The sequence below is a fragment of the Bordetella sp. N genome (assembly GCF_001433395.1).
Taxonomy (GTDB): domain Bacteria; phylum Pseudomonadota; class Gammaproteobacteria; order Burkholderiales; family Burkholderiaceae_B; genus Bordetella_C.
The window spans coordinates 4,184,717-4,209,074 of sequence record NZ_CP013111.1 but is presented as its reverse complement, the minus strand read 5'-3'; the positions used below and the strand labels follow the sequence as shown (position 1 = coordinate 4,209,074).

General features: G+C 62.8%; 25 protein-coding genes, 1 tRNA gene and 2 riboswitches. Of the genes, 17 read left to right on the top strand and 9 right to left on the bottom strand.

What is annotated here, in order from left to right:
* Positions 1-169 precede the first annotated feature (169 nt).
* The 9 genes from ASB57_RS17980 to ASB57_RS17940 all read left to right on the top strand — a co-directional run bounded on the left by ASB57_RS17980 (position 170) and on the right by ASB57_RS17940 (position 7,499).
* Entirely contained in the window at positions 170-1,024 is an 855-nt protein-coding gene (locus tag ASB57_RS17980) for an enoyl-CoA hydratase-related protein (RefSeq protein ID WP_231755185.1), read from the top strand.
* A gap of 23 nt (positions 1,025-1,047) precedes the next feature.
* Positions 1,048-1,947 (top strand): SDR family oxidoreductase, encoded by a 900-nt coding sequence (locus tag ASB57_RS17975; protein ID WP_057653466.1) that lies wholly within the window; start codon positions 1,048-1,050, stop codon positions 1,945-1,947.
* A gap of 3 nt (positions 1,948-1,950) precedes the next feature.
* Positions 1,951-2,619 carry a 3-oxoacid CoA-transferase subunit A gene (locus tag ASB57_RS17970; protein ID WP_057653465.1) on the top strand — a complete coding sequence of 223 codons (669 nt, stop codon included), beginning with the start codon at positions 1,951-1,953 and terminating at the stop codon, positions 2,617-2,619.
* Entirely contained in the window at positions 2,616-3,356 is a 741-nt protein-coding gene (locus tag ASB57_RS17965) for a 3-oxoacid CoA-transferase subunit B (protein WP_057653464.1), read from the top strand. Before ASB57_RS17970 ends, ASB57_RS17965 begins: the two co-directional genes overlap by 4 nt.
* Entirely contained in the window at positions 3,353-4,324 is a 972-nt protein-coding gene (locus ASB57_RS17960) for a nitronate monooxygenase family protein (RefSeq protein WP_156414206.1), read from the top strand. Before ASB57_RS17965 ends, ASB57_RS17960 begins: the two co-directional genes overlap by 4 nt.
* Before the next feature lie 29 nt (positions 4,325-4,353).
* Entirely contained in the window at positions 4,354-4,818 is a 465-nt protein-coding gene (locus ASB57_RS17955; protein ID WP_057653463.1) for a MaoC family dehydratase, read from the top strand.
* 178 nt (positions 4,819-4,996) lie between these two features.
* Complete coding sequence (locus ASB57_RS17950) at positions 4,997-5,407, top strand: MarR family winged helix-turn-helix transcriptional regulator (RefSeq protein ID WP_057656236.1); 411 nt, start codon at positions 4,997-4,999, stop codon at positions 5,405-5,407.
* A gap of 34 nt (positions 5,408-5,441) precedes the next feature.
* Positions 5,442-7,214, top strand: a complete 1,773-nt coding sequence (locus ASB57_RS17945) for a chloride channel protein (protein WP_057653462.1) — start codon at positions 5,442-5,444, stop codon at positions 7,212-7,214.
* Positions 7,215-7,298: 84 nt separating this feature from the next.
* Positions 7,299-7,499 (top strand): hypothetical protein, encoded by a 201-nt coding sequence (locus ASB57_RS17940; protein WP_057653461.1) that lies wholly within the window; start codon positions 7,299-7,301, stop codon positions 7,497-7,499.
* On the opposite strand, the gene ASB57_RS17935 is transcribed toward ASB57_RS17940, so the two are convergent.
* The gene (locus ASB57_RS17935; RefSeq protein WP_082621689.1) at positions 7,483-8,172 is read right to left on the bottom strand and encodes a glutathione S-transferase; all 690 of its coding nucleotides are present in this window, start codon (positions 8,170-8,172) and stop codon (positions 7,483-7,485) included. The two genes, ASB57_RS17940 and ASB57_RS17935, sit on opposite strands and share 17 nt — an antisense overlap.
* Positions 8,173-8,373: 201 nt before the next feature.
* Between ASB57_RS17935 and ASB57_RS17930 the strand changes: the two genes are divergently transcribed.
* The 3 genes from ASB57_RS17930 (at position 8,374) to ASB57_RS17920 (ending at position 9,574) form a co-directional block, all read left to right on the top strand.
* Positions 8,374-8,607, top strand: coding sequence for an RNA-binding S4 domain-containing protein (locus ASB57_RS17930; RefSeq protein WP_057653460.1), 234 nt, complete (start codon positions 8,374-8,376; stop codon positions 8,605-8,607).
* Positions 8,604-9,179, top strand: coding sequence for a restriction endonuclease (locus ASB57_RS17925; protein ID WP_057653459.1), 576 nt, complete (start codon positions 8,604-8,606; stop codon positions 9,177-9,179). Before ASB57_RS17930 ends, ASB57_RS17925 begins: the two co-directional genes overlap by 4 nt.
* Positions 9,180-9,319: 140 nt before the next feature.
* Positions 9,320-9,574 (top strand): hypothetical protein, encoded by a 255-nt coding sequence (locus ASB57_RS17920; RefSeq protein ID WP_057653458.1) that lies wholly within the window; start codon positions 9,320-9,322, stop codon positions 9,572-9,574.
* A 243-nt stretch (positions 9,575-9,817) separates the two neighbouring features.
* Here ASB57_RS17920 and ASB57_RS17915 read toward each other — a convergent pair whose 3' ends face one another.
* The 5 genes from ASB57_RS17915 to ASB57_RS17895 form a co-directional block, all read right to left on the bottom strand.
* Entirely contained in the window at positions 9,818-10,810 is a 993-nt protein-coding gene (locus ASB57_RS17915; protein WP_057653457.1) for an NAD-dependent epimerase/dehydratase family protein, read from the bottom strand.
* An 8-nt stretch (positions 10,811-10,818) separates the two neighbouring features.
* On the bottom strand, positions 10,819-12,018 hold the full coding sequence (gene kbl / locus ASB57_RS17910) for a glycine C-acetyltransferase (RefSeq protein WP_057653456.1): 1,200 nt from the start codon (positions 12,016-12,018) through the stop codon (positions 10,819-10,821).
* A gap of 74 nt (positions 12,019-12,092) precedes the next feature.
* The gene (locus tag ASB57_RS17905; RefSeq protein WP_057653455.1) at positions 12,093-13,070 is read right to left on the bottom strand and encodes a tripartite tricarboxylate transporter substrate binding protein; all 978 of its coding nucleotides are present in this window, start codon (positions 13,068-13,070) and stop codon (positions 12,093-12,095) included.
* 49 nt (positions 13,071-13,119) lie between these two features.
* On the bottom strand, positions 13,120-14,247 hold the full coding sequence (locus ASB57_RS17900) for a mandelate racemase/muconate lactonizing enzyme family protein (RefSeq protein ID WP_057653454.1): 1,128 nt from the start codon (positions 14,245-14,247) through the stop codon (positions 13,120-13,122).
* Between the two features lie 89 nt (positions 14,248-14,336).
* Positions 14,337-15,245, bottom strand: a complete 909-nt coding sequence (locus ASB57_RS17895) for a LysR substrate-binding domain-containing protein (protein ID WP_231755184.1) — start codon at positions 15,243-15,245, stop codon at positions 14,337-14,339.
* A 244-nt stretch (positions 15,246-15,489) separates the two neighbouring features.
* A riboswitch (glycine riboswitch) is annotated at positions 15,490-15,578 on the top strand.
* 1 nt (position 15,579) lies between these two features.
* Positions 15,580-15,662, top strand: a riboswitch (glycine riboswitch).
* 53 nt (positions 15,663-15,715) lie between these two features.
* Here ASB57_RS17895 and ASB57_RS17890 point away from each other — a divergent pair.
* The gene (locus tag ASB57_RS17890; RefSeq protein ID WP_057653452.1) at positions 15,716-16,948 is read left to right on the top strand and encodes a D-amino acid dehydrogenase; all 1,233 of its coding nucleotides are present in this window, start codon (positions 15,716-15,718) and stop codon (positions 16,946-16,948) included.
* 20 nt (positions 16,949-16,968) lie between these two features.
* Here the strand turns inward: ASB57_RS17890 and ASB57_RS31140 are convergent, their stop codons facing one another.
* Positions 16,969-17,211 (bottom strand): hypothetical protein, encoded by a 243-nt coding sequence (locus ASB57_RS31140; RefSeq protein ID WP_156414205.1) that lies wholly within the window; start codon positions 17,209-17,211, stop codon positions 16,969-16,971.
* Between the two features lie 696 nt (positions 17,212-17,907).
* Positions 17,908-17,981 (bottom strand) — tRNA-Cys (locus ASB57_RS17875).
* 288 nt (positions 17,982-18,269) lie between these two features.
* On the opposite strand from ASB57_RS17875, the gene ASB57_RS17870 reads away from it, so the two are divergent.
* Positions 18,270-18,743 carry a CreA family protein gene (locus ASB57_RS17870; RefSeq protein ID WP_057653449.1) on the top strand — a complete coding sequence of 158 codons (474 nt, stop codon included), beginning with the start codon at positions 18,270-18,272 and terminating at the stop codon, positions 18,741-18,743.
* 60 nt (positions 18,744-18,803) lie between these two features.
* Here the strand turns inward: ASB57_RS17870 and ASB57_RS17865 are convergent, their stop codons facing one another.
* Complete coding sequence (locus tag ASB57_RS17865; RefSeq protein WP_156414204.1) at positions 18,804-19,586, bottom strand: helix-turn-helix domain-containing protein; 783 nt, start codon at positions 19,584-19,586, stop codon at positions 18,804-18,806.
* A gap of 283 nt (positions 19,587-19,869) precedes the next feature.
* Here ASB57_RS17865 and acnA point away from each other — a divergent pair, with 283 nt between their 5' ends.
* From acnA to ASB57_RS17850, 3 genes are read left to right on the top strand one after another with little or no spacing between them, the layout of a single operon-like run.
* A complete protein-coding gene (acnA, locus tag ASB57_RS17860) occupies positions 19,870-22,521 on the top strand; it encodes an aconitate hydratase AcnA (RefSeq protein WP_057653448.1) in 2,652 nt (883 codons plus the stop codon).
* Positions 22,518-23,666 carry a 2-methylaconitate cis-trans isomerase PrpF family protein gene (locus ASB57_RS17855; protein ID WP_057653447.1) on the top strand — a complete coding sequence of 383 codons (1,149 nt, stop codon included), beginning with the start codon at positions 22,518-22,520 and terminating at the stop codon, positions 23,664-23,666. Before acnA ends, ASB57_RS17855 begins: the two co-directional genes overlap by 4 nt.
* Positions 23,663-24,337: a GntR family transcriptional regulator gene (locus ASB57_RS17850; protein ID WP_057653446.1), complete on the top strand. Its 675-nt coding sequence runs from the start codon at positions 23,663-23,665 to the stop codon at positions 24,335-24,337. The genes ASB57_RS17855 and ASB57_RS17850 overlap by 4 nt, the downstream gene beginning before the upstream one ends.
* The last annotated feature ends 21 nt before the right edge of the window (positions 24,338-24,358 follow it).

Sequence of the window (24,358 nt, the reverse complement as noted above, 5' to 3'; positions counted from 1 at the left end):
TGCCTGGGCCACGCCGTGACGTGATTTTTAGCCGGAAACCGGCCGTCCGGCAGGGCCTGCGGGCGCGGTATCTCGATATGTGGACGTATAAATGGGCGCCGCATCGCCCGCAATCGTCGTCTTCCCCTAGGATAAAAAAAAGGCCGCGATCATGGCCCAGGGAGACAGCGTGAATCAAAACGAGACGCGGAGCACGACCGCGAGTGGGGACGATGCCGGCGCATCGCAAGATCTTCTGCAAACGCGGGATGGGCGCCTTTTGGTCCTTACCCTCAATCGTCCTGAACGGCGCAACGCGCTGAGCCCGGCGCTGTACGCCGCGTTGCTGGCGGCCCTGCGCGCGGCCGCTGACGATGACGACGTGGGTGCCGTAGTGCTGACCGGCGCGGGCAACGCGTTTTGCGCCGGCGGCGACGTGGCGCGGATGAATGCCAATGCCAATGCGGCTGCAAATACGGATTCCGCGCTGTCCTTCGAACAGAAAATGGCGGGCCTGCGCCAGCGCACGGGTATCTGCGAGTTGCTGCACACCATGCCCAAGCCCACCATCGCGATGCTGCGCGGCCCCGCCGTGGGCGCCGGCCTTAGCCTGGCGCTGGCTTGCGACCTGCGCTACGGGGACGACACGACCCGCCTGCGCACCGGCTTCATCAATGTGGGCCTGTCGGGCGATTTCGGCGGCCATTACTTTCTGCCGCGCCTGGTCGGCATGGCCAAGGCGCGCGAGTTGTACCTGACCTCGCCCATGCTGGACGCGCAAACCGCACTGGGCCTGGGTTTGCTCAACGACCTGTTCGAACCCGCGGCGTTGCACGATGCCGTTCTGGATGTCGCCAGGCGCCTGGCCCATGGTCCGCGTACCGCCATCGCCCACATGAAAGCCAATTTGAATGACGCGGCGCATCTGCCCTTGGCGCAGATGCTGGACCGCGAGTGCTGGCGCCACGTACGTTGCGCGGAAACGGCCGATCACCGCGAGGCCGTCGCGGCCTTCGTCGAAAAGCGTTCCCCGCGTTTCGCCTGACAAGAATTTCACTGGAGACTGGAATGACCCAATTATGTGAGGGCCGCGTCGTCATCGTGACGGGCGCCGGCCGCGGTATCGGCCGGGAGTACGCACTACAGCTGGCGGCGCACGGCGCCAAGGTGGTGGTCAATGATCTGGGAGTATCGCGTGACGGCATGGGCCAGGACCAGTCCGCCTCGCAGTCCGTGGTCGACGAGATCCGCGCCGCCGGCGGCGAGGCCATCGCCAACGGTGACGACGTGGCGGACTGGAACGGCGCGCGCAATATGGTCGAGAGCACCGTCGCCCATTACGGCGCCCTGCATGCGCTGGTGAACAATGCGGGCATCCTGCGCGACCGCATGCTGGTGAATATGGAAGAAAGCGAATGGGACGCCGTGATCAACGTGCATCTAAAGGGCACGTTCGCGACGGCGCATCACGCGGCCGTCCATTGGCGCAGCCTGCAGAAGCTGTCCGGCGAAGCGGTCGACGCGCGCATCATCAACACTTCGTCGTCGTCCGGGCTCTACGGCAATATCGGCCAGACGAACTACGGCGCGGCCAAGGCCGGCATCGCGGCACTGACCATCATCGCGGCGCGTGAGCTTAAACGCTATGGCGTGACGGTCAACGCCATCTCGCCCCATGCGCAGACCCGCATGACGGAAAACCTGCGCGAGCGCACGGAAGCGGAAATCGCCGCGCGCCATCCCCGCTGGATTGCTCCGGTGGTCGTCTGGCTGGCCAGCCGCGCCAGCGCGGACGTGACGGGTCGCGTCTTCGAGGTGGGCGGCGGCCATCTGTCGGTCATGGAAGGCTGGCACCGCGGGCCGGAAGCCGAACCGATGGACGATCCGGAGCGCATCGGTCCGGTATTGCTGGACCTGGCGCGGCGGGCCCGCCGCAACGCCGATATGAAAGGCCACGATCTGGACTGACCGATGATAGACAAACGTATGAAGTCCATCGCCGACGCGGTGGCCGGCATCAAGGATGGCGATGTGCTGCTGGTGGGCGGCTTCGGGACATCGGGGCGGCCGGCGGAGCTGATGCAAGGCGTGCTGGAACTTGGCGCGCGCGACCTGACCATCGTTGCCAATAACGCCACCATCGGCCAGGACGTCGTCGGCGACCTGATGCGCGCCGGACGCATCCGCAAGATGGTGTGCTCCTTCCCGCGCGGTTTGCAGGGCAAGACCATCTTCGACGAACTCTATGCCGCCGGCAAGATCGAGCTGGAGCTGGTGCCGCAAGGCACCCTGGCCGAACGCATCCGTGCCGGCGCCGCCGGCATCGGCGGGTTCTTCACGCGGACCGGGGCCGGCACACGGCTGGCGGAAGGCAAGGAGACCCGCAATATAGACGGGCAGGAGTATGTCTTCGAGAAACCCCTGCGCGGCGATGCTGCCCTGATCAAGGCGCTGAAGGGCGACCGCTGGGGCAATCTGGTCTATCACCGTGGTGCGCGCATCAACAATCCCGTCATGGCCGGCGCGGCGCCCCTGGCCATCGCCCAGGTCAGCGAGGTCGTCGAACTGGGCGCCCTCGATCCGGAGCATATCGTGACACCCGCCAATTTCATCGACCGTCTGGTGGAGGTACGGCCATGAAGACTGATCATGCCAAGGACGCGGCCGGCACGAACGTCCGTCAAGGGCTGACTCGCCAGCAGATGGCGCGCGTCGCCGCGCACGATATTCCTGAAGGCAGTTGCGTCAACCTGGGCATAGGCGTGCCGACCCTGATCGCCGACTACGTGCCGGCCGGACGCGAACTGCTGTTGCACAGCGAACAGGGCCTGCTGGGCCTGGGTCCGGCGCCGGAGCAGGGCGCGGAAGACCCCGACGTGCTCAATGCCGGCAAGCAGTTCGTCACGCTGTTGCCGGGTGCGTCGGTGTTCAGCCATAGCGATTCCTTCCTGATGGTGCGGGGCGGACACATCGACATCGCCTGCCTGGGCGCTTTCCAGGTGGCCGCCAATGGCGATCTGGCCAATTGGACGACCGGTGCCGAAGGGCAGATACCTGGCGTGGGGGGCGCGATGGACCTGGCGGCGGGCGCGGCCCACGTCTGGGTGTTGATGGAGCACGTGCAGAAATCCGGCGAGCCGCGCATTCTGGACCGCTGCACTTATCCCTTGACGGCATCCGGCTGCGTCGATCGCATCTACACGGATCTGGCGGTGATCGACGTGACGGCAACGGGCCTCGTGGTCAGCCGGCTGGTGGAAGGCATGGACTTCGCGTCCCTGCAGGCGCTGACGGGCGCGCAACTGACGCAAGCCCCCGACTGCGGAGCGTATGTGCCATCCGGCGATTTCCAACATCATCAAGGAGGCGGCCGGTGAAGACCGCGATTACCCAAATGCTCGGTATCGAGCACCCCATCGTACAAGGCGGCATGCAGTGGGTCGCGCGCGCGGAGCTGGTGGCCGCGGTGGCCAACGCCGGCGCACTGGGCGTGCTGACGGCGTTGACCCAGCCGACGCCGGAAGACCTGGCCAAGGAAATCAAACGCGTGCGGTCGATGACGGATCGGCCCTTCGGCGTCAACCTGACGATACTGCCCACGCTCAAGCCCGTGCCCTACGAGGCTTATCGGGACGTCATCATCGACAGCGGTGTGAAGATCGTCGAAACGGCCGGCAACAATCCGGTGGCCCATATGCCGGCCTTCAAGGCGGCGGGCATCAAGGTCATCCACAAGTGCACCACGGCCCGGCATGCCCGCAAGGCAGAGCAGATCGGCGTCGATGCGGTCAGTATCGACGGCTTCGAATGCGCGGGCCACGTGGGCGAGGACGATATCCCCGGCCTGATCCTGATCCCGGCCACGGTTGCCCAGGTCAGCATCCCGGTGATCGCGTCGGGCGGCTTCGGCGATGCGCGCGGCCTGGTGGCCGCGCTGGCGCTGGGCGCGGAAGGCATCAATATGGGCACCCGCTTCATGTGCACGCGGGAGTCCCCCGTCCACGACAACATCAAGCAGACCATCGTCGCCAATAACGAGGCCGACACCATCCTGATCCTGCGCAGCTTGCGCAACAGCAGCCGCGTGGCGCGCACCGCGTTGGCGCGCAGCGTGGTCGAGATGGAGCAGGCCGGCCTGGGGATCGCGGAGATCGGGCCCAAAGTGGCCGGGGGCAAAGGCCGGCGCGTCTATGAAGAGGGCGACGTGGAGGAGGGCATCTGGACCGTGGGCATGGTGCAAGGCCTGATCGACGACGTGCCCACTTGCGGGGAACTGGTCGCGCGCATCATGGCGCAGGCCGACATTCTGGTGCGCGAGCGGCTGCTGGCCCTGATGAACGACTGAATTCAATAAAAACGAAGAGGAGCAACATCATGCTGGAAGTGGACACCCCTTACGATTTGAAGGCCTATGTGGGGCAGGTATTGGGCACCAGCGACTGGTTGCGGATCGACCAGGCGCGCATCGACGCGTTCGCGCAGGTGTCGGGCGACGACAACTGGATCCACGTCGACGTGGAGCGGGCGCGGCGCGAGCTGCCGCAAGGCAAGACCATCGCGCACGGCATGCTGACGCTGTCCTTGATCACCTTTCTTGGTGCGAAGATCTGCCGCGTGCGGCAACGTTCCCGTGGCATCAACTACGGCTCCAATAAAGTGCGCTTCACCGCGCCCGTGCAATGCGATGCGCGCATACGCCTGCATCGCACCCTGGAAGCCTACGACGCTATGGAAGGCGGGGCGCGCCTGACGTTCTCCAATCGCATCGAGATCGAAGGCGTGGAGCGGCCGGCGATGGTGGCCGAAACCATCTCGGTGATGTACGCGAAGGAGGGCTAGCGCCCGCGATTCCTGGCGTTACGTCACAACGCCCGGCGCGTGTCGGGCGGCGGACCTGGGCCCGTTTCCTGCCCGCTGCGACGGGCAGGCACGGCGCTGAGCCAAGAGGGACGAAAACATATATCACGTCGTGATATATTTGCGGTTTCGCCAAGATTTCACCCAGACCCACCGCCCCATGAGTACCCCTCCCGACCTTCGCAAAGCGGACTTTGAACAGCTGTCCGAATTCCGCTACCAGATGCGCCGCTTCGAACGTTTCTCCGAAAAGGCGGCGCAGGACGCCGGCATCACGCCGCTGCAATATCTGCTGTTGCTGCATATCAAAGGTTTCCCGGGTCGGGAATGGGCCACGGTGGGAGAACTGGCGGAGCGCCTGCAGGCGCAGCACCACGGCGTGGTGGCGCTGGTGACGCGCTGCGAAGGCCATCAGTTGGTGGAACGGCGGCCGGCGGCGCACGATCGACGACAGGTGGAAGTGCATCTGCTGGAAGCGGGCGAACGCCTGCTTGTGCAGCTGGCGGCCTTGCATCGCGCCGAGCTCAAGTCCCTGTCGGGCACCTTCACCGTGCCGCAGCTGGATCTCTGATTCCCCATCCTTTTCTTCCGCTCTTTGACCTTCGATGAAGCTCCCTACCCATAAACGTGACTTTGCCGTCAATGCCAGGCTGCCCTTGATGATGGGCCTGTCCGTGCTGATCGGCCTGTTGGCAACCGGGGCGGCCTTCGTCCTGTTGAACCTGATTCACCTGTGCACCAATCTGTTCTTCTTCGGCACCTTCTCGTTTGCCGAACGATCGCCTGCCTTGAACACCTTGGGCGGCTGGGTGGTCGTCATTCCCGTGATCGGTGGCTTGATCGTCGGCCTGATGGCGCGTTTCGGCTCGGACAAGATCCGCGGCCATGGCATACCGGAAGCCATTGAAGCCATCCTGTTCGGCAAGAGCCGCATGTCGCCCAAGGTGGCGGTGCTCAAGCCCTTGTCGTCGGGCATCGCCATCGGTAGCGGCGGACCGTTCGGGGCGGAAGGGCCGATCATCATGACCGGTGGCGCCGTCGGCTCCCTGCTTGGTCAGTGCGTGTCCCTGACCGCCGCGGAGCGCAAGACCCTGCTGGTGGCCGGCGCCACCGCGGGGATGACGGCGGTGTTCGGCACGCCGGTGGCGGCCGTGTTGCTGGCCGTCGAGTTGCTGTTGTTCGAATGGCGCCCGCGTAGCCTGCTGCCGGTGGCCCTGGCCTGCGCCGTCGCGGGCTTCGCGCGCATCCTGATGTTCGGGTCGGAACCCCTGTTTGCCCTGCAGACCGCCATGCCCGGCGCCACGGCATTGCTGTCCTGCCTGGTGGCGGGCGTGTTGTCCGGCGCGCTGGCGGCCGGATTGTCCTTGGCGCTCTACAAGACCGAAGATACCTTCGCGCGTCTGCGCGTGCATTGGATGTGGTGGCCGGCATTGGCCGGGGTGGTGATCGGTATCGGCGGGTTGATCGAGCCGCGCGCCCTGGGTGTGGGCTACGACGTGATCGACGACCTGCTGCATCAGCACATCGCGATGCAGGTGGCGCTGGCCTTGTTGGCCGTGAAAGCCGTGATGTGGGTGGTGGCCCTGGGCTCCGGCACATCGGGCGGCGTGCTGGCGCCCTTATTGATGCTGGGCGCGGGCCTGGGGGTGGTGCTCAGCCCCATCCTGCCGGGTGGCGATCCTACCCTGTGGCCCCTGGTCTGCATGGCGGCGACCTTGGGCGCCACGCTGGGCGCGCCGTTGACGGCCATCGTGTTCGCGTTCGGCGTGACGCACGATGCCAACGCTTTCCTGCCCCTGCTGGCCGCGACCTTGGCCGCGCATGGCTTCGTGGCGGTCACCATGCGCCGTTCCATCATGACGGAGAAGATCGCGCGGCGCGGCCATCACATCTTCCGCGAATACGGCGTGGATCCGCTGGAACGCCATTATGTGGATGAGGTGATGACCGTCGAGCCGGCCACCATCGCGGCCTCGATGACCGTGCGCGAAGTATTGGCCGGGCCCTTCGGTGCAGATCAGCAGTGGCGCGCCTATCCCGTTATCGATGGTGGCGCCGTGGTGGGCGTGGTGGACCGTACCGCGATGCTGGCCATACAGGCGCGGGTGGCGCTGGATAGCCGCGTCGGAGACGCGCTGGACAAGCGCGATCTGGCGTTGGCCTTGCCGCAGGAAACCTGTCGGGACGTGGCGACTCGACTGGCATCGCAGGGACTGGATCGCGTGGCGGTGGTGGAGGACCTGACCAGTTTGCGTCTGGCCGGGCTGGTTACGCGTAGCGATCTGCTGAAGCCGTCCGCCACGCACTTCGATGAAGAGCATAAGCGCGAGCGCTTTTGGGTCAGGCGTAATTACCGGATGGCATCGAAGGGCCAGTAAGGGCTTACACGGGGGCGCCCTGGGCACTCCCTTTGCGCTTACGGTGCGTGAAACGCCGCATCTCGCGGCGTAATGGAGAGTGCCATGTCGACCACCCCAAGCAAACCCGACAATCCGGATGTACTGGGTACTGATCCGATCGTGCCCGGCATGCGGCCCGACCCACTGCCGGAAGATCCTGATGTGCTGCCAGCCGATGATGCGGAGCACCAGGACGGCGCCGATGCGGATGAGGATTCGGAGGCGTCCAGGAAGACGCCCATTGGTCCTATCGATCTGGCCTGATGGACACGGCTGCGCCCGCGCCTGGAAACACGACGCCGGGCGCGCCGGAGATCCACGGGGCGTATTTTTCCATGATCCCTTCGAAGCGCTCACTTTCGGTGAATGCATTGAGCCAGCGCCGCAATGCCGACCAGGGTTGGTTTTCGAACCACGTCGCGTCTGTGGCGGCAAACTGGCGGACGAAGGGCGCGATCGCCATGTCGGCCAGGCATGGGGCTGATCCAAACAGGTAAGCGTTTTGGCTCAGGCGCGCGTCCAGCGCCAGCAGATACTCAACCCCCTGCGTCCGATGTTCCAGGCTGTCGGCGCCGGGGTATCTGTCCGGATATTTGTAGCGGTCCAAATGGGTTTTGAACGGGCCGTCGCATAGCGCGATCAGCGCGTCCATGCTTTCCTTTGATTCCCGTTCCGGCACCAGCCATTTTGCCGGATCGCTTTGGGCGAGCGCCCAATGCATGATGTCCAGGCTTTGATCGATGACCCGGCCATCCAACAGGACGAGGACAGGCACGGTCCCTTTCGGCGATGCTTGTAGCAGTTCCATGGGCTTATTCCTGAGTACCACCTCTCGAAGTTCGCAGCGCTGGCCGCTGGCCGATAGCGCCAGCCGGGCTCGCATCGCATACGGGCAGCGGCGGAAGGAATAGAGGATGGGCAGGGCGGTGTCGGACATGGGGGCAGCAGAGGTGGGCGGGTCACGCCAGGGGCAAGTCATAGGTAACGCCGAGGGGCTCGCCACTTTTACCATCTGCCCGGAAATGGTGCCGGCTTGCTGGCAGCGTGCCAAGGCGCCTGTGCGCGTAAACTAGGCGGCCGCGCCTTGGCGGCATCGCGTCAGCATAACCGCCGACGGTGTTTTTTCCTGTCTTTCTCCATGCAAAACATAGAATTCGATCTCGCGCCTGGCGCTCCTTATATTGAAGTGAACCAGCTCCTCAAGGTCACCGGCATCAGCGACAGCGGTGGCGCGGCCAAGGCCATGGTGGCGGACGGCATGGTACGCGTGGATGGCGCGGTTGAAACGCGCAAGACGGCGAAGATACGTGCGGGCCAGGTGGTCACCTGTGGGAACGTGCGTATCGTCGTACGCGAGGCCACCCAGGCATGAAGTTCAGATTCCGGAATTTCAACGATTCCATCTTCGGCGTCTTGATGCGTTCGTCCTGGTGGATCAGCGCCGCCATCGCGCTGGTATTCATCCTCGGTTCGATTTCCGCCTTGCCCAAGGAGTACTGGGCGGTTGGCGTGTTCGGTTCGATACCGTTCGTGGTGATTTCCCTGATCGCGGCCTGGCGGCAATTGCGCAGGCCCTCGGCCAGCCAGGTGGAGACGGTCGCCGCGGCGGCCGCCATCATGCCGTGGTCGGCGTTCGCGGGGGCCTTGCAGGCCGGCTTCGAGCGCGATGGCTGCCAGGTCGAGCGCCTGAGTAGTGGCGGCGCCGATTTCGCCTTGACCAAGGGCGGCCACGTCGCCCTCGTCTGCGCCAAGCGCTGGAAAGCGGCCCGTACCGGGGTGGAGCCCTTGCGCCAGCTGCAGGCCGCCCGCGAGAAGCGCGGTGCGCGCGAGGCCATTTATGTCGTATTGGGCGAAGTTTCCCCCACGGCCGTGGATTACGCCACGAAGAACAATATTTCCTTCATGACCGCGCCCGAACTGGCGAAAGTGTTGCGGGGCACCTGAAGGCGCTGGCGGCTGTCCATTATGGAAAGCACGAAGATTGAGAAAATCAAAACTAATGGTTTACTCCGAAATACTTATAGTCGGTTCAACCTCTTTTCACCGGGCGCGGTAAGGCGCTCGCCGGAAGGGCCAGTCTCTCGATGATGGAATGCTTCTCTTTGTTATTGGACGGCTGCCGGATCGCGCTTTCTACCGGCATCCAGGATGATGGCTTGTTTGCTTGGAAGCTTTACCTTTACCAGCTGGCCAGTCCCGCTTCCGGCGCCCTGGTTGCCGCGGGCACGCGCTGTTTGACCCGGCCCAAGGCGGAAGAAGCCGGCATGTCCGCCTTGATGGAGTACCGCACACTGCGGCTCACCCCCGCACCTGCGGGTGTCATCGCAGCCGTGCATTGACGTTTGTCGCAGCCAAAAAAAAAGCCGCAGTTGCCTGCGGCTTAAAAACACATGTCCGCGAAGGCGCCGGGTGCTGCAGATACCCCGGCGCAATCGCACCCGCACACTATCCCAGGGGGTAGAGGGCGATGTAATTGAACGTAACTTTGCTTGGACGTCGCGTTTTGAATTTGTGCCTATGTTGTAAGGCCGATACATACTGCTGAGCTTTGACCTAAGAAACATTCAGTTCCAAACCCTAGGTCATAAGGATGAGGCCGAAGCATGGCTTGCAACCTTGTCACTGCGGCTTTCCGGGTGTGCCGCAGTCCGAGAAAGATTTGCCAGCATGTTCTCGACGATTTGCGCCAGCCGCAGCCTGGGCAGCCAACCCCAGTCCTCGCTTGCGCGGCTGTCGTCGATGGAATTCGGCCATCCATGCGCGATGGCCTGGCGGAAATCCGGTGCGTACTTCAAGTCAAAGCCCGGTACGTGCTTCTGAATCTCTGCCGCGATCTGGCTCGGCGTGAAACTGACCCCAGCCAGGTTGTAGCTGCCACGCTCCGTGATCGCGGAGGCGGACGCTTCCATCAGCTCGATAGTCGCGCGGACCGCGTCTTCCATATGCAGCATCGGCAATTCCTCGTCTTCCGCCAGGAAGCATTGGTAGGTGTCCCCCCTAAGTGCGGCATGGAAAATGTCGATCGCATAGTCGGTCGTACCTCCCCCAGGGAGTGTCTTGTACGAGATCAGCCCCGGATAGCGGAGGCTGCGCACATCCACATGGTGCTTCTCGAAATACCAGCGGCACCATCCTTCGCCTGCCAGCTTCGAGATGCCGTAGACGGTTGACGGCTCCATCACGGTCTTCTGCGGGGTTGCATCCGCCGGAGTGGTGGGGCCGAAGGCCGCGATCGAACTTGGCCAGAATATTTTTTCCAGCTTGAATTTCCGCGCCGCCTCCAAAACGTTCAGCAGCCCGGCCATATTCAGGTTCCAGGCCCACTGTGGCGCCGTTTCACCCGTCGCCGAGAGGGCGGCGGCAAGGTGGTATATCTGCGTCACCCCGTGCCGCTTGATGATTTCGTCGAGCTGACCCGCATCCGTGACGTCCAGCAGTTCATGAACGATATGCGGATGGCGGCTGTTGGGAACGATATCCGTCGTGATGACGTTCGGGCTGCCGTAGCGCTCCGCCAATGCCAGCGATATTTCGGTACCCAGCTGGCCGTTGGCGCCGGTGATAAGAATCTTCATGGTTCGACTCAAACGATGTTCAGTTCCGTGCCTGCCTGCTTGAAGGCAGCAAGCGCGAATGTCAGGTCGTCTACCGTGTGCAGGGCGCTGAGTTGCACGCGGATGCGTGCTTGTTCCTGCGGGACGACCGGGAAAGAAAAGGCGGTAACGTAGACGCCGAGTTCCAGCAGGCGGCGCGCAAAGCGCTGCGCCTGGACAGCGTCGTGGATCATCACGGGCACGATGGGATGCGTGCCTGGCTTTACTTCGAAGCCGGATTTCATGATCTCGGTCCGGAAATATCGCGTGTTCTGCTCCAGCGTGTCGCGCAGCCGGGTGTCGGCTTCAAGCAGGTCGAGAACCTTCAAGGTGGCGCCGACGATCACAGGCGACAAGGTATTGGAGAAGAGGTAGGGCCTGGACCGCTGGCGCAGCAGCGCCACCACCTCACGCCGCGCGGCGGTGAATCCGCCGGACGCGCCGCCGAGGGCCTTGCCCAGGGTTCCCGTAATGATGTCGACCTTGCCGAAGACCTCACGGAATTCGTGGGTGCCGCGACCGGTCTTGCCCACAAACCCCGTGGCGTGCGAGTCGTCTACCCCCAACAGGGCGCCGAACTCATTGCAAATGCGCCGTATGCGGTCCAGTTGTGCGATGGTGCCGTCCATGGAGAAAACCCCATCGGTGAAAACCAGCGTGTGTCTTGCGCCGCCCGCCGCGGCCTGCTCGAGCTGACGTCGTAAATCCGACATGTCGTCATGGCGGTAGCGGTAACGTTTGGCCTTGGACAGGCGGATGCCGTCGATGATGGACGCATGATTGAGTTCGTCGCTGACGATGGCATCGTCAGGTCCAAGAAGGGTTTCGAACAAGCCGCCATTGGCATCGAAGGCGGAGCCATACAGAATCACGTCTTCAGTGCCCAGGAAACTCGCAAGGCGTTCTTCCAGGGCTCGATGGATGTCCTGCGTTCCGCAAATGAACCGTACCGAGCTTAAGCCGTAGCCCCTGGAATCAAGCGCCTGGTGCGCCGCGGCGATGACATCCGGGTGGGAAGACAGGCCAAGGTAATTGTTGGCGCACAGGTTGATGACTTCCTTGCCGCCCGTCAACGAAACGTGGCTGCCCTGGCGCGAGTTGATGACGCGCTCGTGTTTTGACAGCCCCGCTTCGTCGATCTCGCGTAATTGCTGCGTTAGATATGTGTAGAACTGATCGGTTGATGCCATGGGTCCTGCCATTCTGGAAAAAGTATCGGTGACTATTTCGAGCACGTATTGCGTGTGTGTCGCGACTCGTGTGCTTAGTCGGCCGTGATGTTTGCCTGCTTGACGACGGCTCCCCAGCGGGCGCTTTCCGATTTGATCAACGCGTCGAACTGGGCTGTGGTCTGGGGCGTAGCCGCGCTGCCCATTTCGTCGTAGCGCCTGACTACTTCCGGGTCCGCAAGGATCTGGTTGATCGTGGTGTTCAGCTTTCCCACGATGTCATCCGGCAGGCCTTTGGGACCGACGACGCCGCCCCAGGTCTCCATTTGCGCGGCGGGGACGCCAGCCTCGGCGATCGTTGGAACGTCAGGCAGCATGGGTGAACGTTTAGGTCCCGTTATCGCCAATGCGCGTACGCGGCCGGCTTTTGCTTGCGGGCCAAGCGATGTCAGATTGCTGATCATCATCTGGATCTGCCCACTGGCTAGATCGGCCTCGCCAAATGGGGCGCTTTTATAGGGCACATGTTCAATCTGGATGCCGGTGCTCTGAGCGAACAGCGCCGTCACGACGTGCAGTGACGTGCCCGTGCCGCTAGAACCGTAAAACACGGCATGGGGATGGGCCTTGGCGTAGGTGACGAGTTCCGCGACCGAATGCACGGGCAGATTCGGGTTCACCGCCAGAAGGTTGGGTTGCGTGAACATCTTGGCGATAGGAATGAGATCCTCCGGCCGGTACGGCGTCTTCGCCGCGGTCAAACCCCCGACGAGAATCGCCAGGTTATGCATGCCTATCGTGTAGCCGTCCGGCTTGGCCTTCGCAATGGCATCCAGACCTATCGCGCCTGACGCCCCGGGCTTGTTCAAGACGATCACGGGTTGGCCCAGGCGCTTCGTCATTTCTGCGGTCAATACGCGGGTCAACACATCCGCCGCGCCGCCGGCTACCGCGGGGACGACGAATGTGATCGGTTTGTCCGGATATTCTGCCTGTGCTGAGCTGGCAGCCATGAAACTGCCGAACAGGATGGCGGCTGCGGCACTGCGTAGCGATGCATATTTTCTTTTCATGATTTTCCCCTTGAAAAATATGACGATAAAAGTCGATGGGCTGGCAGACTCAGTCTTCTGCTGATGTCTTGGTGAAATCGCAGCAGAGCGGACGCAATGCGTCCTCATCGATGCGGATGCCCAGCCCTGGCTGGTCGGATACCCGGTAAAAGTCTCCCTCGATCTCCGGTCCCGACTTCACGAATTGTTTGCGGGTCGGGGGATTGTTGTTTTCGTAGGATTCCTGGATGACGAAGTTCGTCAGCACGGCTGACAGCGTCACCGTCGCGGCGATCGCGACCGGGCCATGGGGGTTGTGCGGCACGACACCGATTGAATAGACCGCGGCCGCGTGGCCTATCTTCACGGCTTCCGTCAGGCCGCCCACACGGATGATGGAGGGCTGCACCAGACCAACAGCCTGCTTCTCTATGATTTCGGCGAATTGCCTGCGCGAGTGGAAACGTTCGCCGAACGCAATCCGCGCTCGTGTGGCGGTGCCCAGGCGTGCGAACGCGTCCGCGCTCTGGTATTCCGTCGGTTCTTCGACGAATAACAGATTGCAGTCGGCGATGCCCGCGCAGAACTCCGCCGCGGATGCCCAGTCCAGCCGCCGCCATATGTCGACCATCAAGCCAATCTCGGGGCCTACCGCCTGACGAACCGCCTTGACCTCGGCGATAGCTCTACGCACATCGTGCGCGGCGATTCGATATTGGAAGTTGTCCGGGGTGCCGAAGGGGTACCACTTTAGGGTCCGGCCGCCTCGTTCAATGGCCGCTTTGGCTTTCTGAATCAGATCGTCCGTATTCTTGTACCCGGCCCACCATTGGTTGAGGTAGACCTGCACTTTGTCCCTGACAGCGCCGCCGAGCAACTTGTGCACAGGCAAGCCGTAGGCTTTGCCGGTGATATCCCACAGTGCCTGGTCGATAGCGGCGAGGGCGGCCCTGCTGCTGGCGCCGTCACCCCAGAATACCTGTTCCCTGAGCGTGGCCCAGTGCTTCTCGATGGTCGTGGGGTCCTGGCCTGCGATGACGCGAAACCCTTCCTTGATACCGGCGATGACGGACGGCCATCTGTGGTCCAGCGTTGCCTCGCCGAACCCCACGGTACCGTCATCGGTTTCGATGGCGATCATCACATAGTGCTTGTTCGCGTTGGGGTGAACGTAGGTGCGCAGTTCAGTAATCTTCATATGCCGGCTCGTAGAAAATCAGTTGGAAGGCACCGCTGAACGGACGGCGCTGGATCCAGGAAATTCTATGGGCCTTGCGGGCGTGGTATCTATGGCTGCCAGGTCATGGACTTATTCATCGATGACATGCTTTTTGCCTGCGCGGTGGCATCGGCAAGAAATCGCAGCGCTTCCTGCGCGGGTTTGCCCAGGCGCGTGTCGCTCATCGCCGTCGCGTAAACGGTGTAGGGCAAGCCGGGTCGTAGGGGTACCACGACCCCGCCGCGTTGACGGTGATGTTCCCCGGTCAGCGGATCCACGATGGCGACGCCCATGCCGCGCAGCGCAAGTTCGCTTGCCGTGTGAGAAGCGGAGACTTCGATCTTCGATTGCGGACGTACACCATGCGCGGAGAAGAGGGCGTCCAATCGTCTCTGGAAGGAATCGGTGAGTCCGATGAGGGGAATATCCGCCAATTGCTGCGGAGTAATGGAGGACTTGTCAGGGGGCAGCCACTGGCTGGTCCCCACGCAGACGCAATCTCCGGAGAATTCCGCCACGGTTTCCAGCTCGCCGCTGGATACGATGTCGGCGGTTATGCCGATGTCGGCCTGTCGATTCAGGACATGGCGCCAGACGTCCATGTAGGAGGCGATTCTGACGCTGACGGCCACCTCGGGGAAGGTGGTGTTTAGATGCTCCACCAGTTGTGGAATCGTCGAGTTGCCTACCGATGGAATGACGCAGAGAGACAAACGGCCCAGACGCCGCGACTGCAACTGGGCTGAAAACTTGGCGATCTCATCCAGTCCCAGGAAAGACTGCTGGACTTTCTCCATGAGCGCGTGTGCTTCCGCGGTCGGCTTTACCGTTCGCCCCGATTTGAGAAACAGGGGGAAGCCCACGACTTTCTGGAGGTCGGTCAGGACGCGGCTCATGGAGGGCTGTGGAATGCCCAATGCCTCGGCGCCCGCGCTTATTCCGCCATGCATGATCGCCGCCCTGAAGACTTCGATCATCCGATGCGTAATCACCCCATTTGCCATCTCATACCACCTTCGTAGATTCGCTTCGCGCGGTTCCATCAATGCCGCGTCGACTTGAACTGAAGTCTATGGGCATGGGCGCTTCAGTCCAACCTCTTCTTCCAGGGGGAACTAAGGCTTCGAGGGTTTTCCCTGGGTTTTAAGTTGCCAGGGGCCGCGTTAGATTTCGCTCTTCGATAGACGTCGCCATCGCGCCATGTCTAACGAGACGTCCGTATACGGACGCGCGGAAGAGTTCGACTTTGCGTCGACGCCGAAGGAGCAACCGCCCCGGAAACTCTCAGGCAAAAGGACCGCGCGACCAGGACAATCTGGAGAGCGACGCAATGCGTCCACCGAAGGGGAACCGCCTGCATGGCGGTTGAAACTCTCAGGTCACAGGACAGATGGGGCGTCATTGCCATATGGCAATGGCCCCTGCAACGCTGTCGACTGGAGGGCTCATGCCCCACATTGCCATCATTGGCGCCGGTATCACCGGCGTCACCTCTGCCTATGCCTTGAACGCCCTGGGTTATGACGTCACTGTCGTGGACCGCAATCGCTATGCGGCCATGGAGACGTCTTTCGCCAATGGCGGGCAGCTTTCCGCGAGTAATGCGGAAGTCTGGAACAGCACGTCCACGCTTATCAAAGCCCTGGGCTGGATGTGGCGGCGTAATGCGCCATTACTGGTGAATCCAGCGCCGGGCTGGCACAAGTATTCGTGGCTTGCCGAATTCATCGGCCAGATCAGGAACCATCGGGTGAACACGATGGAAACGACGCGGCTGGCTATCTCGGCGCGTGAGCATCTATATGCGATGGCACGCGCTGAGAACATAGATTTTGACCTTGAGCGCCGTGGCATTCTGCACATTTATCACGACGCCCGTTCTTTCGCGGCTGCGCAGCGGGGGCATGAGTTGATGCTGGCCGCGGGGCTGGAACGTCATGCGGTGACGTCGTCGGAGATACGCGATATCGAGCCGTCCCTGGATGGTCATTACCATGCGGGGTTTTATACGCCTTCCGATGCGTCGGGCGATATCCATAAATTTACCCGGGGGCTTTCGCAGGCTTGCGAGCGGCGGGGCGTGCGGTTCCTGATGAATACGGTCGTTGATCGAGCGCAACGGCAGGGGGCGGGTCATTGCCTGCATTTGGTGGACGATACCGGGCGTGATGCGGGCGTCCTGGAAGCGGATGCTGTCGTGGTCTGCGCCGGCGTAGGCAGCCGGCGCGTGGCGGCCATGTTTGGCGACCGGATAAACGTTTATCCGGTGAAGGGGTATTCGATTACCGTGCAGTTGGACGACGCTGATGCGGACGTGTCCGCACCGCGGGTGAGCTTGCTGGACGAGGCCGCGAAGATCGTGACGAGCAGGCTGGGTACGCGGTTCCGGGTTGCGGGCACGGCCGAGTTCAATGGTGAGAATCGCGACATCAGGGCGGATCGGATTCAACCGCTTGTCGATTGGACCCGGCGTACCTTTACGCGGATGTCCACGGATCGCGTGGTGCCGTGGGCGGGGCTGCGGCCCATGCTGCCCAGCATGATGCCGCGGGTTGGGAAGGGGCGTCAGGATGGCGTGTTCTACAACACGGGGCATGGGCATCTGGGGTGGACGCTGTCCGCCGCGACTGCGCAGTGCCTGGCCGGTATTGTGGGGCAGGCGGTTCCTGTTCCGCGGTAGCGCCGGTCCTGGCGCGTTGACTATCGAAGGGTGCCACCGAGCTTTTCGCAGTCGATGGTTTCGCCTTCAGCCAGCCGGTAGCTGTTGCCGTAGGCTACCGGCTCGGCATAGGCTAGGAAGCCCGCTCGATGGCCCGTGACAACGTCGGCGACCACATTCGCCCCGCTCTTGCGGGCCTCGTCCGCGGTCGCCTCCAGGATGCTGGTGGTACGACCGTATCCACGCTTGGAACCGACCAGCTGGCCGATGAGCGTCGCCTTCACGGTCGGCGGCAATTGGGTCGTGAGGAAGCAAACCGGCCCACTGACCGGCTCGAACGTAGGTCCATCCGCTGGCCGCCTCGTTTGGCTCTTTACGCCGCAGCCTGCCAACGTCACCACAGCCAACAAGACCACGCCTGCTCTGGACCTTTGCACTTTTCCTACCCTCGGTTCATGGATGAGGAGGGGATTGTATTGCCAATTGTTGCTTGGCCGAATTGGTATCTCATTGGCGGTGGGCACCTTTCATTGCTCACGCACGCGCCGCTGCCGCTGGCCCCGCATCGGTGCTGAAGAAGGAAGGCATGGCAATATTCGATTCGAGATTATCTGGAGACCTGTATGGCGTTGCTGACCGTCAGCGCGAAGGGGCGAATCACTCTTACGCGCGATCTACTCCAACATCTAGGCATCAAGCCTGGGGAACCGGTGAATCTGGAGAAGTTGTCCGGTGGCGAGCTTCGGATACGGGCGCGGCATCAGCCTGGGAACATTGGAGATTTCTTTCATGCTCTCGATGGCCGGAGCATCGTGAGAAGGCCATTAACGATTGAGGAAATGAGCACAATCGCGGTCGCAGGATGGTCGCGTGAGCGGGGTGACAAGCGATAGCTTGCCCGCAGGAGTCGATCACGGGAGGTGCTCCGGATTTTGCGGAGCAAAGAAAAAGGCTCTCCGTTGGGAGAGCCTTGAAAATCTTGGAGGCGCAAGCCGGAATCGAACCGACGTTCACGGATTTGCAATCCGCTGCATAACCACTCTGCCATTGCGCCAGCAGGTTGGGAATAAATCCCAGCATGCTCCAACGCTAGCCATCGGGAATCGCGCTACGGTGGGCGTCGAAGGCGGAATGGAATCCGGGAAAAGACTACGTCTGAAACCCTATAGACCCTTCCGGTCTGGATGGAATTGGAGCAAGCCCGCTATTCTACACTATCTTTTTGACGCCGGTCGAGACGGCGCCCGACGCGCCGACTTGCCGTCCGGCCGGACGCGCCTGGCCGGCCACCTCTGTGCCGCCAGCGATGGTGTTTGCCCCTTTTTGCCAACCGGATCTGAACATGTTCCAGAAATTAGCTTTCATCGCCGCCGCCGCGCTCCTGGCCGCCGGTCCCAGCCACGCCGAAGACGTGGGTGAGGTCAGTACGGCTTTCAAGCTGATCGGGCCGAATCACAAGATCGTGGTCGAGGTCTTTGACGATCCGCGCGTGGGCGGGGTCAGTTGCTACCTGTCGCGGGCGAAGACCGGGGGGATCTCCGGGGCCGTGGGCATGGCCGAGGACAAGGCCGAGGCGTCGGTGGCCTGCCGCCAGGTTGGCGACATCCAGTTCAAGTCGCCTGTGCCGCAGAAAGAAGAAGTCTTCTCCGAACGCGCTTCCATCCTGTTCAAGCACGTGCGCGTCGTCCGCATGGTCGACGCCAAGCGCAACGCACTGGTGTACCTGGTCTACTCCGACCGCGTGGTCGACGGCAGCCCGCAAAACAGCATCACCGCGGTTCCCGTCCCCGCCACCGAGAAAATCCCGGTGAAGTAGCAGCCGCAGCGGGGCCCCCGGTCCGCCGGGGCGAAGCGCAGCGTGGTACGGCAAGCCTTCCTATTGGCAGGACAGGGCGCGCAGCGCCGCCACGTCCAGCAGCGCGACATGCTTCTGCTTCACCGTAATCCACCCCTGCGCCTGAAATTTGGAAAACGTCCGGCTGACCGTTTCCAGCTTCATCCCCAGGTGATTACCAATATCCTCGCGCGTCATGCGCAGGTGGAATTCTGAAGACGAGTACCCTCGTGCCGACAATTTGTTCGACATGGCCACCAGGAAGGACGCCAGCCGTTCATCGGCCGACATGCGCCCCAGCAGCATGAAGAAGCGCTGCTCGCGGACGATCTCCGCGCTCATCAAACGCAGCAGGTGGTGTTGCGTGGTTGCGGCCTGGCGGCAACGCTGTTCCAGCGTATTGAAGGGAATCACGCAGACCTGCGTATCCTCCAGCGCGACCGCATCGCAGGCGTGATGGCCCGTATCGATGCCATCCATGCCCACCAGATCGCCAACGCCCGGAAAGCCGCAAATCTGCTCGCGGCCTTCGTTATGGAATAGCACCGTCTTGAGCGACCCCGACACCACCGCGTAAAGGTTGCCGAACTCGTCACCGGCCCGATACAGCGGCTGCCCACGGCGCACCATGCGCCATCCGGACGTCAACGACGTCCCCGCCGACAGCATCTGCTCGCAGCCCTCGGCTTCCAGGCAGGCCGGCTGCAAGGCGCAGGTCGTGCAGCGCGCGGCGCTCCGCGTGTGCAACATGTCGTCCGACCGGCGCGGCAGCACCGGTACCTGGGAGATGGCAATCGGAGCGCGGGGAGCGGGGCGGGGCAACATGGGAACTCCAGTCAAAGGGAATATCGATGACGAGATTGTCGATTCCCAGCCCGAACCGCGCTATCGGGAGCGAGCGCGAAAGGATGACAGTGCTGGACTACGTTTGTAGGGGAATGCCTACATCGCGGCTCTTGGTTCATCGTCCGGGTGTCGATTTTCTGTCGACAGAAGATCCAAAATTCTTGGGTAAATATAGATTATATGGTGATAAATACATATTTCTGTCGACAGATAGGTAATGGCAGGAGTAGAGTTCCCGAATCCCCCCGACCAATAAGTATCCATGTCCCCCGTCCGAAGCTCCCATCAAGACGCCTATCTGCGCCCGGTCTCGTCAACGGCGTCCGCAACGGTATTGGGCTACAGCCTGGCCGCTGCATTCCCCGAAACGGATCTGGCCAGGCTGCCCTACAGCGTGCGCATCCTCGCGGAGAATGTCCTGCGTCACCTGGGGGTCAACGGCATCAGCCAGGACGATCTATCCGCGCTGATCAACTGGCAGCCGGATCAGACGCAACCCATCGAAGTCTCGTATCACCCAGCCCGCGTGCTAATGCAGGATTACACGGGCATCCCCACGCTGGTCGACATCGCGACCTTGCGTACGGACATGGCCGATGCGGGCGGCGACCCCGGCGGCGTCAATCCGCAAATTCCGGTGGACCTGGTCATCGACCATTCCATGGTCGTGGACTTCTCGGGACGGCCGGATGCCCTGATCCGCAATATGGATCTGGAGTTCTCCCGGAACGTGGAGCGCTTTCAGCTGGCCAAGTGGGCGCAGAAGACCTTCGACAACGTGCGCGTGGTCCCTCCCGGCAAAGGCATCCTGCACCAGGTCAACATCGAGCACATCGCGACGGTCGTGCGCACGACGGAAACCGCGCGCGGTGTTCTGGCCTATCCGGACACGATGGTCGGAACCGACAGCCACAGCACCATGGTCAACGGACTGGGTGTGCTCGGCTGGGGCGTCGGTGGCATCGAGGCCGAGGCGGCCATGATGGGCCTGCCCCTGGTCACTCCCTTGCTTCGCGTCGTCGGCGTAAGACTGAGCGGCAAGCTCAAGCCCGGCGTGACGGCGACGGACCTGGTGCTCACCTTGACGCAAACGCTGCGGGCAGCTGGCGTGGTCGGCGCGATGGTCGAGTTCTGTGGTCCCGCGCTTGATGAACTGCCCGTGGCGGACCGCGCGACCATCGCCAATATGGGTCCGGAGTACGGCTCGACCTGTGTGCTCTTTCCCATCGATGCGGCAACGACCACGTATCTCTCATTGACTGGCCGCGGGGACGAGCACGTGGCGCTGGTAGAAGCCTACGCCCGGTTCCAGGGACTGTGGCGCGATGCAAACAGCGTCGAGCCCACTTACTCGACACTGCTGACTCTTGACCTGGCGGAGGTGGAGCCCTGCGTCGCCGGCCCCAGCAAGCCCCACCAGCGCGTGCCGCTACGCGACATCGCCGCCCAGCATGGCGACAAATCGATGGCCGCTGATGACGTCCAGATCAAGGACGGTTCGGTGGTCATCGCCGCCATCACGAGCTGTACGAATACGTCGAACCCGGCGGTCATGATTGCCGCCGGCTTGTTGGCGCGCAATGCGGTCGATCGCGGTATGACCAGCCGTCCGTGGGTGAAGACCTCGCTGACACCTGGCTCGCGCGCCGTTTGCGTCTATCTCACGGCGGCGGGTCTGCTGGAGCCGATGGAGAAGCTGGGATTCGGCGTCGCCGGCTTTGGCTGCGCGACCTGCGGCGGTAACTCGGGCCCACTGGATCCGGCAATCGAATCCGCCATCCGTGAGCGCAATTTGAATGTCTGCTCGACTCTTTCGGGCAACCGCAACTTCGAGGCCCGCGTCCATCTGGCGGTACGCAGCAACTATCTGATGTCGCCGCCACTGGTGGTCGCGTATGCGATCGCCGGCCATATGGGCGTCGATCTGACGCGCGATGCCATCGGCGTCGATCGCCACGGCAAGCCGGTGTTCCTGTCCGAAATCTGGCCCGACGCCGCTGAGGTGCAGCAGATGGTCGCGCGCCACGTCACGCCCACCTCGTTCGCCAAGGGCTACGCTGATGTATTCATGGGCGACGTCTCATGGGAAGAACTGGAGGCGCCGGTGTCGGCGCTTTTTCCCTGGGATGACAGCAGTACCTATATCCGCCGTCCGCCGTATGCCGAGCTGAAGCGGACCGATGGGGATTCCGCCGATATCCGTTCGGCCCGGGTTCTGCTCATGCTCGGCGACGGCATCACCACCGACCATATCTCTCCGGCAGGCGCCATTGCGGCGGGATCGCCCGCGGCGCAATACCTGTTGGAGCGCGGCGTCGCCGCCGTCGACTTCAACGCCTACGGTTCGCGCCGCTCCAATCACGAGGTAATGATGCGGGGCACTTTCGCCAATACCCGCCTGCGCAACGAACTCGTTCCAGGTGTCGAGGGCGGCGTTACCCGATTCATCGGCGAGCAAGCGCCAGGCAGCGTGTTTGAAACCGCCGAACGCTACATTGCGGCGAAGGTGCCGGTAGTGGTCATTGCCGGCAAGGACTACGGCGCCGGCTCGTCTCGCGACTGGGCCGCCAAAGGCACGCGCCTGCTCGGCGTCGGCGCGGTCATGGCGGAATCGTTCGAGCGCATCCACCGGTCCAACCTGGCCAATCTGGGAGTCTTGCCATTGCAATTCCTGCCCGGACAAAGCCGCTTGACGCTGGGTATCACCGGCCTTGAAACCTTCGATATCGACACGTCGTCCGTGGCGCCCGGCAGCACCGTCACGGTCACGATGACGCGCGACGACGGCCAAACCGAACACATCCAGTGCCGCTGCAGGCTGGATACCGCAAGCGAAGTCGAGGTGTGGCAGCGCGGCGGGATGTTCCCCTTCGTGCTCGATCGTCTCAAGCAGCAACAGGAGACCACGGCATGAGCGACGATCAATTGGCCATCCCATCGGTCTATATGCGTGGCGGCACTAGCCGAGCGCTTTTCTTCAAGGTTTCCGAACTGCCCGCAAGCCAGGCGCGACGCGACGCGATTTTCTGCGCGGCGCTGGGCACGCCGGATCCCTACGGACGTCAGCTGGACGGCATGGGCGGGGGCATTTCCTCGTTGTCCAAGATTGCCATCATCGGCCCGTCGACACATCCCGATGCGGACATCGACTACACCTTCGCGCAGGTGCCGATCGACACGCCCATCGTCCAGTACAAGGGCAATTGCGGCAATATTTCCTCGGCGGTCGGCCCGTATGCGGTGGATGAAGGCTTGGTCAAGGCCACCGGCGCCGCGGCAACCGTTCGCATCCACAACACCAATACCGGCAAGGTGATCGTCGCGCGCTTTCCGTTGGTGAACGGCCGCGCAGCCGTTCAGGGAAACTGTGTGCTGCCGGGTGTTGCAGGCGCCGGCGCGCCGGTCCGGCTATCGTTTCTTGAGCCCGGCGGCGCGGTCACGGGGAAGCTGATTCCGACCGGTGCACGCGCGGAACATCTTGCCCTGGAGGAGGAGTGGCCCGCCGTCGAGGTCAGCATCATCGACGCCGCGAATCCGGTCGTCATGCTGCGAGCGAACGCGATCGGGCTGACCGGCGGGGAAACGCCCGCCGAGCTGGATGCCGACAAGCGCGCGCTGAGGTATTGCGAAGCCATCCGGCGCGCCGCGGCAGTCAGAATCGGTATCGCCAAGGATCTCGAAGACGCGCGTTCGCGCGTGCGCAACCTGCCCCAGGTCGCCCTGTTATCCAGCCCCTCAAGTGAGGACTGCCATCTGCGTGTGCGCGTGATGTCGACGGGCCAGCCACATCGCGCGACACCGCTTACCGGCGGCATGTGTGTCGCCGCGGCAATTCAGATCGAGGGTACGGTCGCCCATGCGGTCGCCAAACGTCCCGACGGTGAAGACGTCGCGATCGAACATCCGTCGGGTGTGCTGCTGGTGGGAGCCAAGGTCGTGGAGAAGGACGGCAGTCCGCAAGTCAGTGAAACGTCCGTCTACCGCACCGCGCGCCGCCTGATGGCGGGCGAGGTCTACGTTCCGGCCGCGAGTATCAAAGCGGAGGAAAGGGCAGCATGAGCGCGGAAGATTTCGACGGTGAGTGGGAGTCGGTATCCGACAATGTATTGGCGAGACTGCGCGATGCCATCCTCGAAGGCGAGATTCCGCCAGGCGCCAAGATCAGCGAGCCCGAGATGTCCCGCAAGTTCGGGATCAGCCGCGCGCCGCTGCGGGAAGCCATACGGCGCCTTGAGGAACGTAGCCTGGTCACTCGCGTGCCCCGCCAAGGCGCGCGGGTGGTGGCGCTGGATGCGAAAAAGGTCAACGACATATTCCAGCTGCGCGAGGCCATCGAAGGGATGGCGGCGCGCGAAGCGGCGGTGCATATCACACAGCCCGAGATCGACCTTCTGCGTGAAGCCCTGGAACGTCAGCGGCTTGCCAAGCAGGCCATGCCCGACGATCCCTCCGCGCCGTTCCGCGGCCTCGATATCGACTACCACTCGGCCATCGTCCGGGCTAGCCGCAACGAGTTTCTGATCAAGTTTCTTAGCGAGGACTATCACGGTCTCATCGAACTCTGCCGGCGGCAACAACGTCGGCGTCCGCAGCGTACCGAGCGATCGATGCTGGAACACCAGCGCATCCTTGATGCGATCGCTGACCGCGACCCGGAAATGGCCGAGCTGGCCATGCGCCGTCACATCGCACGCGCAAGGCAGGACATCCTTGAACACATGAACAACTGAGCACCATTGCTTCGGCAATCA

Coding starts and splice junctions, on each gene's coding strand:
- ASB57_RS17920 (WP_057653458.1), top strand. CDS start 9,320: ATGATGGAATGCTTCTCTTTGTTATTGGACGGCTGCCGGATCGCGCTT.
- ASB57_RS17850 (WP_057653446.1), top strand. CDS start 23,663: ATGAGCGCGGAAGATTTCGACGGTGAGTGGGAGTCGGTATCCGACAAT.
- ASB57_RS17955 (WP_057653463.1), top strand. CDS start 4,354: ATGCTGGAAGTGGACACCCCTTACGATTTGAAGGCCTATGTGGGGCAG.
- ASB57_RS17865 (WP_156414204.1), bottom strand. CDS start 19,586: ATGTTGCCCCGCCCCGCTCCCCGCGCTCCGATTGCCATCTCCCAGGTA.
- ASB57_RS17970 (WP_057653465.1), top strand. CDS start 1,951: ATGATAGACAAACGTATGAAGTCCATCGCCGACGCGGTGGCCGGCATC.
- ASB57_RS17915 (WP_057653457.1), bottom strand. CDS start 10,810: ATGAAGATTCTTATCACCGGCGCCAACGGCCAGCTGGGTACCGAAATA.
- ASB57_RS17930 (WP_057653460.1), top strand. CDS start 8,374: ATGCAAAACATAGAATTCGATCTCGCGCCTGGCGCTCCTTATATTGAA.
- ASB57_RS17870 (WP_057653449.1), top strand. CDS start 18,270: ATGTTCCAGAAATTAGCTTTCATCGCCGCCGCCGCGCTCCTGGCCGCC.
- kbl (WP_057653456.1), bottom strand. CDS start 12,018: ATGGCATCAACCGATCAGTTCTACACATATCTAACGCAGCAATTACGC.
- ASB57_RS17855 (WP_057653447.1), top strand. CDS start 22,518: ATGAGCGACGATCAATTGGCCATCCCATCGGTCTATATGCGTGGCGGC.
- ASB57_RS17965 (WP_057653464.1), top strand. CDS start 2,616: ATGAAGACTGATCATGCCAAGGACGCGGCCGGCACGAACGTCCGTCAA.
- ASB57_RS17925 (WP_057653459.1), top strand. CDS start 8,604: ATGAAGTTCAGATTCCGGAATTTCAACGATTCCATCTTCGGCGTCTTG.
- ASB57_RS17905 (WP_057653455.1), bottom strand. CDS start 13,070: ATGAAAAGAAAATATGCATCGCTACGCAGTGCCGCAGCCGCCATCCTG.
- ASB57_RS17945 (WP_057653462.1), top strand. CDS start 5,442: ATGAAGCTCCCTACCCATAAACGTGACTTTGCCGTCAATGCCAGGCTG.
- ASB57_RS17895 (WP_231755184.1), bottom strand. CDS start 15,245: ATGATCGAAGTCTTCAGGGCGGCGATCATGCATGGCGGAATAAGCGCG.
- ASB57_RS17890 (WP_057653452.1), top strand. CDS start 15,716: ATGCCCCACATTGCCATCATTGGCGCCGGTATCACCGGCGTCACCTCT.
- ASB57_RS17900 (WP_057653454.1), bottom strand. CDS start 14,247: ATGAAGATTACTGAACTGCGCACCTACGTTCACCCCAACGCGAACAAG.
- ASB57_RS17950 (WP_057656236.1), top strand. CDS start 4,997: ATGAGTACCCCTCCCGACCTTCGCAAAGCGGACTTTGAACAGCTGTCC.
- acnA (WP_057653448.1), top strand. CDS start 19,870: ATGTCCCCCGTCCGAAGCTCCCATCAAGACGCCTATCTGCGCCCGGTC.
- ASB57_RS17975 (WP_057653466.1), top strand. CDS start 1,048: ATGACCCAATTATGTGAGGGCCGCGTCGTCATCGTGACGGGCGCCGGC.
- ASB57_RS17935 (WP_082621689.1), bottom strand. CDS start 8,172: ATGTCCGACACCGCCCTGCCCATCCTCTATTCCTTCCGCCGCTGCCCG.
- ASB57_RS17940 (WP_057653461.1), top strand. CDS start 7,299: ATGTCGACCACCCCAAGCAAACCCGACAATCCGGATGTACTGGGTACT.